Here is a 13417-nt window from a genome sequence, read left to right on the forward strand (position 1 = left end):
CCTGTCCCATTTTTAACAATAATTGTCTATACCAATCCCAAATCCACCGCTTTTTTAGTCAATAGTGCCAGCAGCGGCTCACGTTCGTTGGGCACTTGGTTGTCGAGCACGGCATCCTTCAGTGTCTGTTTCAGCACTCCCACTTCCCTGCTCGGTCTGAGATGGAACATCTCCATGATCTCATTGCCGTCGATGCAGGGCTGCAGCAGCCGTTTATAATCACGCTCCTTAAGATCCTTCAGCTTCTCGCGGACAACACGGAAATTGTCAAGAAAGCGTTTCTTCCTGACGGCGTTCTTGCTCGTTATGTCCGCTTCACAGAGCGTCATCAGGTCGTCTATGTCGTCGCCGGCATCGTTCATCAGCCGCCGGACGGCAGAATCCGTCACCTCTTCGTCGGCAATGACAATCGGACGCATATGCAGGTCGACCAGCTTCTGGACATACTTCATCTTGCTGTCCATCGGCAGCTTCAGCCGCCGGAAGATGCCCGGCACCATCTTCGCCCCCACGAAGTTATGGTTATGGAAGGTCCAGCCGGCTGCCGCATCCCAACGCTTGCACTTCGCCTTCCCGATGTCGTGCAGCAGGGCGGCCCATCGCAGCCAGAGGTTGTCCGTATGCCTGCAGATGTTGTCCAGCACCTCCAAGGTATGATAGAAATTGTTCTTGTGCGCCCGTCCGTTCCTTGTCTCGACCACATCCAGCGCGACGAGTTCCGGGAGGATGAGCTGCAGCAGGCCGCAGCGGTACAGCTCGACAAAGCCCTTGCTGGGCGTCGGCGTCATCATGATCTTGTTCAGCTCCTCCTCGATGCGCTCCCCGCTGATGATCCTGATCCGCTCGGCATTGCGTTCCAGGGCTTCGAAGGTCTCCTCCTCAATGAGGAAATTAAGCTGTGCGGCAAAACGGACACAGCGCATCATGCGCAAAGGGTCGTCGGAAAAGGTAACGTCAGGGTCGAGCGGTGTACGGATAATGCCGTCCCAGAGGTCGTCGACACCGCCGAAAGGATCCACCAGCTCGCCGAAGCGTTCCCTGTTCAGGCAGACGGCCAGCGCATTGATGGTGAAGTCGCGGCGGTTCTGGTCGTCCTCCAGCGTACCGTCCTCCACGGCAGGCTTCCGGCTGTCGTGGCTGTAGCTTTCCTTCCGCGCCCCGACGAACTCCACCTCCGTGTCCTTGTACTTCACCTGCGCCGTACCGAAATTGCGGAAGACGGACAGGTGCGCCTTCCTGCCGAGGATGCCTTTCAGTCCACTCGCCACCTGAATGCCACTGCCCACTACCACCACATCAATGTCGTTAGAGGGACGTTCCAGAAACAGATCGCGCACATATCCGCCGACCACATAGCACTCCAGACCGAGCCTGTCGGCAGCATCTGAAACGTGATGGAATATATCTTTATCTAATAGTTCTGCCAGTTCGGCATCTGAGAGATCTCGCATAGAATAATGTTGTCTTTTATAATATAAAAAGCATTGCAAAGTTACACAAATTACTTTAGTTCTACAAATGATACGGAGAATAAGGTGAAAAACGAGCAGACCTCTACTGTATCATCAACTGCACATTTGAAGGATAATTTCATAAGATAAACAAATACAAAGAAAAAAGTACATGCAGCAAACATTCCCAACCGCTTGGGAATGCGAGTCCCAAGCCTCGGGACAGCTGTTCCCAAGCAATCGGGAATGCAAGTCCCAGACGGTCGGGAATACAGTAGCTGCTGGGTGGGGTTACGACCACACCATAGCTACCACCCTGACTGCCGGGTGTCTGTTTGCGTACCCGGTCATCCTGCGCCCCCTCCTTGCCGACACCCTATCGATGCCTTGCAATCACCTTTCCGTATGGGAATAGTTGTCAATTCATTCGTTTATTACAATGAAAATAAGTATTTTTGCAGTCAAATCAAGATAAGACAATGACAAGTCAACTGACAAAGACACAGCAGGAATTTCAGGACGTGCTCGCTGAATGCAGAAGCCTTTTTGCAAAGAAGCTCCACGACTATGGCGCATCATGGCGCATCCTGCGCCCGTCATCCCTCACCGACCAGCTTTTCATCAAGGCGAAACGCATCCGATCGCTGGAAATCACAGGGGAGAATCTGGTGGGAGAAGCTGTCCGCCCGGAGTTCATCGCCCTGATCAACTACAGCATCGTGGGACTTATCCAGCTGGCAAAAGGCTTTGTCGACAGCGTTGACATGAGTCCGGACGAGGCATTGGCACTCTATGACAGCTATGCAAAGGAAGCCTACGAGCTGATGATAAAGAAGAACCATGACTACGGCGAGGCATGGCGCGATATGCGTGTAAGCAGCTATACCGATCTTATCCTCACGAAAATAGAACGCATCAAGGAAATCGAGGACCGCGGCGGAGAGACACTCGTCAGCGAGGGTATCGATGCCAATTACATGGACATAATGAACTATGCCGTCTTCGGGGCCATCAAACTGCATGAATAAAACCAAGTCCATATCGGTAAATGTGTGCCGCACGCTGCTGGCACTGACGTTCGTCTTCTCGGGATTCGTCAAGGCCATCGACCCGCTGGGCTCGCAGTACAAGATTGCCGAATATCTGGAGGCCGTACAGCTGTCGGCATACGTCCCGGACTGGGCACAGCTGATGCTGGCCGTGGGACTGTCGGCCGTAGAGTTCACGCTGGGCGTTCTGCTGCTGCTCGCCATCCGCCGGCGGCTGGCAAGCAAGGTGACGCTGGCATTCATGGCCGTGATGACGGCCGTGACGCTGTGGCTCACCGTCAGCGACCCCATACAGGACTGCGGCTGCTTCGGCGATGCCATACGCCTTACGAACACACAGACGTTTCTCAAGAACGTCGTCCTGCTGTCGGCTTCCATCGTCCTGACACGGTGGCCGCTGTATCAGGTGCGGTTCATCTCGAAGACCAACCAGTGGATAGCCTTCTACTTCACCATCGCCTTCATCCTCACGGCCTCCCTGCTGAGCCTCTACCACCTTCCCATCTTCGACTTCCGCCCCTATCACATCGGCCAGAACATCAAGAAGGGAATGGAGATACCGAAAGGGGCGAAGCAGACTGTCTACAAGACCACCTTCATCTGCGAGAAGAACGGTGTCACCAAGGAGTTCACGGAGGACAACTACCCTTATGACGACTCGACATGGGTGTTCAAGGACACCCATCAGGAAATCCTGGAGCAGGGCTACGAGCCGCCCATCCACGACTTCTCCATCACCGATCAGCAGACCGGCGACGACCTGACGGACAGCATACTGACCCGGGACGGATATACCTTCCTGCTCATCGCTCCCGTGCTGGAGCGTGCCGACGACAGCAACTTCGGCGAAATCGATGCCGTCTACGAATACGCCAAGGAGAACGGATACGGTTTCTACGGTCTCACAGCCAGTACTGACAAGGCCGTGAAGCACTGGCGGGACATCACCGGTGCGGAATATCCTTTCTATACGACGGACGGCACGACACTGAAGACCGTCATCCGCAGCAATCCGGGGCTGGTGCTGCTCTACAAAGGAACTATCATCAACAAATGGAGCCACAATGACCTGCCGCAGCAGGACGAACTCAACGCACCGCTCTCGCTGATAGAAACCGGACGGGAGCCGGAAGACAGGACATGGACGAAGATTGTACTGATCATCGTCTGCTATGTCTTCCCACTGGCTTTCCTGATTGCCGCCGACCGCATCTGGTCGTGGACAAGATGGGTGCGGAAACGTGAGGAATGGCTCAGGCAGAAGGAAGACTGGCTGAAGCAGAAAGAACAGTCAAACAGATTATATCAACTCTTAAAACGTAAAAGACAAATGAGAAAGAAAATTGTAGCAGGTAACTGGAAAATGAACGAGACCCTGCAGGAGGGTGTCGCACTGGCAAAGGAAATCAACGAGTCGCTGAAGGCAGAGAAGCCGAACTGTGACGTTGTCATCTGTACGCCGTTCATCCATCTTGCAAGTGTTGCACAGGTGCTGGACAGCAGCCTCGTAGGTCTGGGTGCAGAGAACTGCGCCGACAAGGAAAAAGGTGCCTACACGGGCGAAGTGTCAGCAGCGATGGTAAAGAGCACGGGCGCACAGTACGTCATCCTCGGACACTCGGAGCGTCGCCAGTACTACGGTGAGACAGCAGAGATTCTGAAGGAGAAGGTACGTCTGGCATTGGCCAACGGCCTGAAAGTCATCTTCTGCTGCGGCGAGACCCTCGAGGAGCGCGAGGCTGAGAAGCAGAACGAGGTGGTAAAGGCAGAGCTTGACGGTTCCGTATTCAACCTCACGGCAGAGGAGTGGAAGAGCATCATCCTCGCTTACGAACCGATCTGGGCCATCGGTACCGGCAAGACCGCCACATCCGAACAGGCGCAGGAGATGCTGGCTTACATCCGTTCGATCGTTGCAGAGAAGTACGGCAAGGAAGTGGCCGAAGAGACCTCCATCCTCTACGGCGGCAGCTGCAAGGCAAGCAACGCTCCCGAACTGTTCGCCAAGCCTGACATCGACGGCGGTCTGATCGGCGGCGCTTCGCTGAAGGCTGCTGACTTCAAGGGCATCATCGATGCTTGGAAGAAGTAACCAACAGAAACAAAAAAAAGGATTCTATTGGCCTTCTTTTGCGCCAATAGAATCCTGTTTTAACCATTACAGAGAATGAGAAGACTCCTTACAATCATAATGTTCATGCTGACAGCCGTTGCAGCGGCAGATGCCCAGGGGTCGGTGACGGTGACACAGAGTGCCGAAATCGACGCACTTGTCAACGGAAAGAAGCCGGCAAAGAAAACGAACAAAGACCGGAAGAAAGTAGAGAGTCAGCGTGAGACAGCACGTCCGGCCGTCAGACCGCAAGACACCAGACAGCTGGCTGTACCTAAGCTCAACGACCACAAGCCGGAGATCGCACGGCCGGACAACAGCACCCTGCAGCCCCGTGAGGCCGTAAGGACGAAACTGGTGAAACGTTTAGTCAGAAGACCGCACGTCCCTGCACCGGACGAGATGGAAGACACGCGTCTTGTGACCAGACGGGTCAGGAAAGGGATAAAGAAGGTGAGAGGATTCCGTGTACAGGTCTTCAGCGGCGGCAACACACGCATTGCACATCAACAGGCGGACAAGGCCGGACAGAAAGCCAAGGAACTGTTCCCGGAGCAGCCGGTGTATGTCCATTTCTATCCCCCGCGCTGGATGTGTCTCGTAGGCAACTTCACCAGCTATGATACAGCAAGAAGAGTCATGCGGGCCATCCGCAAAGGAGGCTACCCGCACGCCAACGTAATCCGCACGATGGTGACCATCAAGACTTCACAGTTTGTCGACAATTAAATACAAGTTACACCTTATATAATATAACAGCGACAGCCAGACTATGGGAACAGGCAATATATCCCGGACAAGATACGCCCACCCAAGGGACGCTGTCAACCAGAAACAAGAATAATATGACTCCAGAAACACAATTCCGTGAAGGATTAGACGAACTGGCAGCACATTACCGAAAGGTGCTCACCCTCTTAGGAGAGGACCCTGAAAGAGAGGGATTGGAGAAAACCCCGATGCGTGTTGCCAAGGCCATGCAGGTATTGACACGCGGCTATACGCAGGATCCGCACAAAGTATTGACCGATGCGCTGTTTGAAGAAAAATACAATCAGATGGTTATTGTCAAGGACATAGACTTCTTCTCCATGTGCGAGCATCACATGCTGCCATTCTATGGCAAGGCGCACGTGGCGTACATCCCGAACGGACACATCACGGGACTGAGCAAGATCGCCCGTGTCGTGGACATCTACGCACATCGGCTGCAGGTGCAGGAACGCCTGACGGAACAGGTCATGCAGTGCATCAACGACACGCTGAAGCCGCAGGGCGTGATGGTGGTCGTAGAGGCCAAGCACATGTGCATGCAGATGCGCGGTGTGGAGAAGCAGAACTCCATCACCACCACGAGCGCATACAGCGGCGTGTTCGGGTCGAGCAAGACGCGCAACGAGTTCATGGACCTGCTGCGGGGAGAGACAAAGAGAATATGACAGGGGGCTTTCTTCGATATGGACCTAACCAGATACAATTCACACTTAACACATCAAAGAAATGAAAAAGATTATGAATGCTGCCGCCACAGCAATATGCTTATTCGCAATGGCATGGACTGCTGTGAGCTGTTCCAATGATGACAACCATCAGAACTCTGCTGACCAGATGCTCAAGAATATGCTCGGGTCCTATGAGGGTACGTTGGGCTTCTCATATAGTACATCAACAGTTTCCGGATGGCCGACCAGCTGGAAGGTGGATGAGATGCGCATCATCACGATTGACAAGTTCCCTTATCGAACGCTGGCGAACGGTGTGTCAAAGGAAGGATCGACAGGAACAGAGTCACCGCTTCATGCCGCCTTGCTCAAGGCACAGGACGCTCCGCTCAAAGCCGTCATCAAAGGGATCGGGCTGTCTGACAGCAACGCCTCTCTCACCATCATACCGCAAATCAAGTTCAACGTGACAATCGATGGTGACACCTATGAAATGAGAGGCTATATCACGGACAACAAGCCCGTGTTCAGCAGCCGTTACACGATGAGCAACTCAGAAATGGTCCTCGAATTCACGGTGGAGAAGCTGGTAAAGGTGAACAATGCGCATGGTACATCAGAGGTACAGAAAGACTTTGACAGGCCTGTTACCTATTATCTGAAAGCAAACAAGAAATAAGATGAAACTGATTTCATGGAATGTAAACGGGCTGCGTGCCTGTGTGGGTAAGGACTTCGAGCAGCAGTTCAAGGCGCTGGATGCCGACTTCTTCTGCCTGCAGGAGACCAAGATGCAGGCCGGACAGCTCGACATCAGCTTCCCCGGATATACGTCATACTGGAACTACGCTGACAAGAAAGGCTATTCCGGCACGGCCATCTTCACGAAGCACAAGCCGCTGGACGTGACCTATGGCATCGGCATGGACGAGCACGACCATGAGGGACGTGTGATCACGCTGGAGATGGACGACTTCTATCTCGTAACGGTCTACACACCGAACTCGCAGGACGGTCTTCGCAGACTGGACTACAGAATGAAATGGGAGAAAGATTTCCAGGATTATCTCCACAGGCTCGATGAGAAGAAACCCGTCGTGGTGTGCGGCGACATGAACGTGGCCCATGAGGAGATCGACATCAAGAACCCGAAGACGAACCGCAGGAACGCCGGTTTCACCGATGAGGAACGTGAAAAGATGACCCGACTGCTGGACAGCGGATTCATCGACACCTTCCGTTCGCTCTATCCGGAGCAGGTAACCTACTCCTGGTGGTCGTACCGTTTTCGTGCGAGAGAGCGGAACACAGGCTGGCGTATTGACTATTTCCTCATTTCCGAACGTCTGCGAGACCGTCTCGAAGATGCCAAGATCCACACGGAAATCATGGGAAGCGACCACTGTCCGGTAGAAGTCGACCTGAAGTAGGACCTTCGTATGCGTGCCCAGATCAAGACATTACTTCTGATGGCTGCTGTACTGGCAGCCATCGTCGTCTATGCTGTTATCCCTGCGGAGATAACACTGGGCAGCTATACGATCCGGAAGATAACACTTGCCCGCCTCTCCCGCCTGCACATTGAACAGACAAGACAGAAGAGGCGGGCTGTGAAAAAGACACGTCGGAACCAGACTGTCCTTTTCATCGGAGACTCCATGGTAGAGGGACTGTCACGCCGAATGGGCGATTATGCCGGTGAGAACGGACACAGGCTCTACACCGTCATCTGGTACAGTTCATCCACCGAAAGCTGGGGGACGACGCACACACTGGAGCATTACATAGCCCGATACAGGCCGACGTATGTTCTCATCTGTCTGGGAAGCAATGAACTCTTCGTCAACGACCTTGCCAGCCGGGCGCAATATGTACGCAACATCGTGAAGAAGCTGGACGGCATACCCTTTGTCTGGATAAGCCCTTCTGACTGGAACGGCGATACAGGCATCAATGATGTCATACAGGAGAATGTCGGTACAGGACGTTTCTTCGACAGCCGCAATCTCAAGCTCAGACGCGGGAGCGACCATTATCACCCGACATGGGCGGCCGCAGCCTACTGGATGGACACGGCGGCCAGGTTCATTTCCAGCCAACAGTGTGCTGCTCCCTTACAGTTGAACAGGCCCAACACCCACCATAAGGCGACCCGTACGAAGCTCCTGCAACCTTCCTTCGAAGGTTTTAAATGAGACGAAGACAGCTAAAAACGAAACTGACTCATGGCAAAGATAACACAGCTGACAACCACCTTGCTTGATTTCTTGTCCACACAAGACAAGAGCTGGTCGCTGTGTACGCTGGCGTTCATGGCATCCTTCCTCGTATTCTTTGCCATTTATATCGGACTGAACCGCTACCGTCAGCCGTGGACAAAGGCATACGTCATCGCATTCAGCCTCTTCTTTGCCTACAAAGCCAATGGGATACTGATGCTCATGCTCCCCATAACGGCAATCTCCTCATGGTATCTTACCCGCTTCATGATGCGACTGAGACGTGGGAAGATACGGAGATCAGGACTTGCCATCGTCATACTGGCGGAACTCACTCCCCTGCTCTATTACAAGTACACGGACTTCACGCTCGAAATACTCCATGAAATCCTGCACAGCAACTTCTCTCCGGAGAAGATGCTGCTGCCCGTAGGAATCTCGTTCTTCACCTTTCAGGCCATCAGCTATACGGTCGATGTCTACAAGGGACGTTACCCCAAGACCGCAGAACTGACCGACTATGCCTTCTATCTCACCTTTTTCCCGCTTCTCATCGCCGGTCCCATCACCCGTGCCGAAGTGCTGCTTCCACAAGTCGGAAGACCGAGAGAGGACTTCGACAGCGGACTTGTATATAAGGGGCTGTGGCTTATCATCTGCGGAATGGTCAAGAAGGCACTCATTGCCGATTACATTGCACAATACAACAACATCGTGTTTGACGCTCCGGCCGTACAGAGCGGCTTCGGAGACCTGATGGGCGTGCTGGGCTTTTCGGTACAGATCTACTGTGATTTTTCCGGATACAGCGACCTTGCCATCGGTGTCGCAGCCCTCATGGGGTACGAACTGAAAGACAACTTCAACTTCCCTTACCAGAGTCTGAACCTCACCGAGTTCTGGCATCGCTGGCACATCTCCCTCTCCACATGGTTCCGCGACTATCTCTACATTCCTCTGGGAGGCAACCGGAGAGGGGCATTGCGCACCTATCTCAACAGTTTCCTGGCCATGATTGTCGCGGGATTATGGCACGGGGCATCGTGGATGTTCGTCGCATGGGGTGTGCTTCACGGTATCGGTCTGGTCGTCCATAAGCTGTGCAAGAACAACGGACTGGACCGCATTCCCGATAATACGGCAGTAAAGGCCATCAGCTGGTGCCTCACCTTCGGCTATGTCACCTTTGCGTGGATTTTCTTCCGTTCACCTGACATGGCGACAGCCACGACCCTGATGACAAACATCCTCCAGACGACAAGCCTTTCCGATGCCTATACCTTCCTCATGGAATACCCGCTGTGGCTCATCGTCGTCCTCATCAGCCTGGAGCTTCACAGCATCCGCGGCAACGATTACAGCTGGCTGCAGGACCGCTTCGTCCATGCTCCATGGCTCGTAAAACTGGGTATATTCGCCCTGGTGCTGCAGCTGGCCATCAACTTCAGCCAGCACAGCATACAACCTTTCATCTACACGCAGTTCTGATACCGGAGACAGGACGGCAGACGGATATTCCATCGCCAGACACCGACATCCACTTTCTTCGCTGAAGGGCATGATGCCCCAAATCGAATATTCCCCGACAGGCTTCGCTCAGCCTGCCGGGGATCGGTTTTTATAGAGGATTTTACAATCCGGCTTGACAGAGCAAGCCTAAAGTGCAACTCTGAAGCCGCATCTCCCGATGCAGAGACGACAGATCTAATCCCTTTAACTTTATTGCATTGAAAAAACCAATACATCTCCTGGACGGGACTGGACGCCGCCGAATGCCCGCCAAGGCAAAAGCATGCGACAGTCCATGGTGTCCGCAGGAGGGAAACCACTACTGGAGCAGTTCCGCATAGTGCTTGAGATTCACTTTCTCCATTCTCCCGTCAGGATGGGTCACCATCATGTAATTGAACCGTACATGTCCCTCGGCATAAGCCACTACCCCCACGCTTCCATCACGAAGGTTCAGTGTGAGATAGCCGTTACGCTTCCCATTCTCATAGTTACAGTTCCATTTCTCCTTTCCATTTGGATAGTAAGAGGTCACATGCCCGTCAAGCACCGTGTTGGCGTCGTTCCCCAGATCGAGGAAAGCATAGCCTCCTTCGAGCCGCTTCTGACCGTCTGGATAAAAGTCCTGGAAGATGTCACGCTCCTGTCCCTTGTAAGTTTCTTTCGCCAGAAGACGGTAATAAGCCGCCGCATCACGGTCGGCCACTACTTTCTTCTGCTGATTGTAGAATATCGTATCACGAGATACCACCACTGTTGTAACGCCTTCACGCGCAAAAGATGTTGCAGAAACCAAGCACACCAGTGCTAACAAAAGTAATTTTCTCATTGTTGTATAGGTCTTTAATTATCGTTTTGACACCGCAAAATTAGTGCTTAGAAATGACACCGCCAAATAAAAACAAGGGTATTTTCCGATTATTTTTCATGCGTTTTCAGTTGTAATTTACGGTCGCAGAAAATATCAAAACGTAAACAAAATCACGCAGATTAGTTCAGAAAAAGAAGCAGACTATACAAAATTCAAGAATACAAGACCTTCTCCCTGTCTATCTGTCACATGATTGACCTATATCAATTCCGTGTGCAAACAACCGGAACGACAGTGTTGCATTTTGTCAAGAAAACACTACCGGAAGCAGAAGATGAACGGCAGATTGTATCTGCAGGCAACGGGCCGGCCGTGCAGCATAGCCGGTTTCCAGCCATGTATCGACCGCAGGGCAGCGGCGACAGCACGGTTCAAAACGACATTGCCTACCGTCAAGAAGACCATATCCTTCAGCGATCCATCCACATCGATGACAAAGGACACGATCACCTTCCCCCTGGATGTCGATTCCCGGTGGTTGTCACTATAAAAGAGATTCTGTCCGACAGCCTCCGAAATGTTCCCTTCAAACCGGGGCATTGTCTCTGGAAAAACCGAGTCGGCAGGAAGAGCTGCATATACCGCCTCAGCGGGGAGGTGCGCTGTGCCGGCGGCAGGAAGCGGCTGTCGCAGCCATCTCCTGAAATTCCTTGAGAAAAGCACATCTATCACCTCACTGCTCACCAAAGAATACGTGCCCCCGACACTGTCCGTACCGAGATCAAAGCGCACGTACGGTCCCTCCAAGGCAAACTGGCCGGGCAGATGTTCCCAGTCGACAGTATCGGTGAGAGGGGCATTCGACGTCGTGTCAAGTACCTCACAGAACTGATAACGTATGCCGGCATTCCTCCAGAGACGTTCCTGATTGAACACATCTCTCTGTGTCAGGATCTTCTGATGGATAAGGTCAAAGGTGAAGTACAGGTGTCTGGAGGCAATGACCGACTGCTCTCCCCGTTCTTCCAGACAGGCGAGGAAAGAGATGTACCGCCCCGGCTCCAGCCAGAGGCAATGCAGCTTCATGTCGCAATACCGGCGGACGGACGCTCTGTCATCCTTCATCGTCCGAATCTCCTTGCCCCTCCTCTGCTGGAAATTCCGCCATCCTTCCCTATAACCGGCGGACGGCTGTCCGAAGAAGAAAGCCGTAAGACAATGCTGCAGCTCCGGCAGCACCGATCCATTCAGTCCTTCCGGCCATTCCATGTCCATGGAGACACTGGTCAGCGTGTCGCCTTTCTCATACAGATGGCAGGACGCCTCATAGAGCATGGCGTCGCGGGAAGCGACAGTCATCGATGTCTGTGCCGTTGCGGTAAGGCCTACGGCCAGAGAGAGAAGCAAGGGGAAAAGTCTGCCGGTCATCATTTCATAAAAGGTTGTCTGTCGTTTCCGCTGTACTTTATTTCTTCCTCGTGAAGGAGTCGTCGAGCTGCATCTCGCCCGTGAAGCGGATGGACTCTCTTCCGCTGGGGCTCACGATGAGCGAGGCCGCAGCATTGTCGAACACCTCCAATACGATCTGAAAACTCTCGTATTCGTCGCGTGTCGTCATGACGACACGCCGCCCGTTCCTGATCAGTTCTTCCTTATAGTCGGTCAGCGGTTCCAGGAGATGCATGCCACCGCCCGAACCATAAGGTATCTGGTACGCCCGGCCGATATACGGAAGGGAAAGACCGACTGAATCGCCGCTCACCTCGATGCACCAGTCTTCCGCCATATAAACGGAAGGGCCGCGCATGGGATACATCCGGTCTACGAAGACACGGTAGCGGCGTTCACCCAGATGCGCTTTCACAGCGGCCGTCCGCAGGTGCGCCATCTGCTCCTTGGAGACAGGGTTCCCCTCTGAGTCATAATAAGCCGTAGCACAGCCTGCCAGCAGGGCGGCTGCCGAAAGGGACAAAATCAAATGTTTCATCATTTACCTCGCTTTCTTTTAATGTTCCTGCTGTCCTCTCCCTCAAAGCAGGCGTGTACAGAAGCAGAGAAGCCGGCTGCGGGGAGACAGCATGCCTTATTCTATCTTCTCGATCTTCGGCGCCTCCATCTTTTCTATGGCGGGAGCCGACTGCCGGGCAGGCTGCTCCGCAGGAGAAGTCACATCGGGAGCAGGCACCGGAACCGGAGCCTCGCTATGGTCGTCACCAGTCTTCGCCCCCGCCGCTTTCTCTTCCGCCGGCCGGGCATCTTTCCCTTTTCCTCCATCGCCGGCTTTCGCCTCATCCGTCATCATGTCCTGTTTCGAAGCCTTCATCTTCGGCCAGAGATAATCGCCCACAATGTCTATTGTGTCCCTGTCGGCATCGTGCTGGAGCTCCTCTTCCTGCGCATCGTCAGCCAATGGCGCATCATCTTCAGCCACAATGAAATTGTAGGCCAGTCCCAGGAGAACAAGGACAATCAGACCCAGAAGCACCTTAAAGGTGAGGGTCCCGGTAAATCTATGCTGTATATGCTGCTTCAACATCGTCTTGCTGTATAATTATTCTGTTCATGGGAAGTCCTGTTTATGCTCCCGGAAGAAACACAATCCTATATGTTCTCCTTCCCCCTGCAAATTTAGATAAAAATCCCGAATTATAAGCCAATTGGAATAAAAAACCAAAATGAATGCCTCCGAATACTCCTTTCCTGATGTTTGAAAAGGTCTGAATTCTTCAAGACCAGCATGCTGTGTAGAAGCCGTGGAAAGAGGGGGGGGCAGCTTTATGAAACGGCAGATCCGGACACCTGCTTCCGCACAGAAGTTCACCC

Annotated in this window: 13 protein-coding genes; 8 read left to right on the plus strand and 5 right to left on the minus strand. The window is 53.1% G+C overall.

All coding sequences use genetic code 11. The features are described 5' to 3' along the window. Window positions 1–26: 26 nt before the first annotated feature. On the minus strand, window positions 27–1451 hold the full coding sequence (locus J4864_RS03085; RefSeq protein ID WP_211814552.1) for a CCA tRNA nucleotidyltransferase: 1425 nt from the start codon (window positions 1449–1451) through the stop codon (window positions 27–29). 479 nt (window positions 1452–1930) lie between these two features. On the opposite strand from J4864_RS03085, the gene J4864_RS03090 reads away from it, so the two are divergent. From J4864_RS03090 to J4864_RS03125, 8 genes are all read left to right on the plus strand, one after another. Beyond that, window positions 1931–2479, plus strand: a complete 549-nt coding sequence (locus J4864_RS03090) for a DUF1599 domain-containing protein (RefSeq protein ID WP_004352336.1) — start codon at window positions 1931–1933, stop codon at window positions 2477–2479. Then, window positions 2472–4592, plus strand: a complete 2121-nt coding sequence (locus J4864_RS03095; RefSeq protein ID WP_211814553.1) for a BT_3928 family protein — start codon at window positions 2472–2474, stop codon at window positions 4590–4592. The genes J4864_RS03090 and J4864_RS03095 overlap by 8 nt, the downstream gene beginning before the upstream one ends. Window positions 4593–4667: 75 nt before the next feature. Next, window positions 4668–5342, plus strand: a complete 675-nt coding sequence (locus tag J4864_RS03100) for an SPOR domain-containing protein (RefSeq protein WP_211814554.1) — start codon at window positions 4668–4670, stop codon at window positions 5340–5342. Between the two features lie 116 nt (window positions 5343–5458). Then, entirely contained in the window at window positions 5459–6052 is a 594-nt protein-coding gene (gene folE / locus J4864_RS03105) for a GTP cyclohydrolase I FolE (protein ID WP_211814555.1), read from the plus strand. A gap of 61 nt (window positions 6053–6113) precedes the next feature. Then, window positions 6114–6734, plus strand: coding sequence for a DUF4840 domain-containing protein (locus J4864_RS03110; protein ID WP_211814556.1), 621 nt, complete (start codon window positions 6114–6116; stop codon window positions 6732–6734). 1 nt (window position 6735) lies between these two features. After that, on the plus strand, window positions 6736–7485 hold the full coding sequence (locus J4864_RS03115) for an exodeoxyribonuclease III (RefSeq protein ID WP_211814557.1): 750 nt from the start codon (window positions 6736–6738) through the stop codon (window positions 7483–7485). A gap of 9 nt (window positions 7486–7494) precedes the next feature. After that, on the plus strand, window positions 7495–8250 hold the full coding sequence (locus tag J4864_RS03120) for an SGNH/GDSL hydrolase family protein (RefSeq protein WP_211814558.1): 756 nt from the start codon (window positions 7495–7497) through the stop codon (window positions 8248–8250). A 30-nt stretch (window positions 8251–8280) separates the two neighbouring features. Continuing rightward, window positions 8281–9762, plus strand: coding sequence for an MBOAT family O-acyltransferase (locus tag J4864_RS03125; protein ID WP_211814559.1), 1482 nt, complete (start codon window positions 8281–8283; stop codon window positions 9760–9762). A gap of 340 nt (window positions 9763–10102) precedes the next feature. On the opposite strand, the gene J4864_RS03130 is transcribed toward J4864_RS03125, so the two are convergent. From J4864_RS03130 to J4864_RS03145, 4 genes are all read right to left on the minus strand, one after another. Then, complete coding sequence (locus J4864_RS03130; protein WP_007368746.1) at window positions 10103–10612, minus strand: toxin-antitoxin system YwqK family antitoxin; 510 nt, start codon at window positions 10610–10612, stop codon at window positions 10103–10105. A gap of 300 nt (window positions 10613–10912) precedes the next feature. Continuing rightward, complete coding sequence (locus J4864_RS03135) at window positions 10913–12025, minus strand: energy transducer TonB (protein ID WP_246479425.1); 1113 nt, start codon at window positions 12023–12025, stop codon at window positions 10913–10915. A 34-nt stretch (window positions 12026–12059) separates the two neighbouring features. Further along, a complete protein-coding gene (locus J4864_RS03140; RefSeq protein WP_211814560.1) occupies window positions 12060–12584 on the minus strand; it encodes a DUF4251 domain-containing protein in 525 nt (174 codons plus the stop codon). A 93-nt stretch (window positions 12585–12677) separates the two neighbouring features. Further along, complete coding sequence (locus J4864_RS03145) at window positions 12678–13130, minus strand: hypothetical protein (RefSeq protein ID WP_007368749.1); 453 nt, start codon at window positions 13128–13130, stop codon at window positions 12678–12680. Between the last annotated feature and the right edge of the window lie 287 nt (window positions 13131–13417).

The organism is Prevotella multiformis (assembly GCF_018127985.1).
GTDB lineage: Bacteria > Bacteroidota > Bacteroidia > Bacteroidales > Bacteroidaceae > Prevotella > Prevotella multiformis.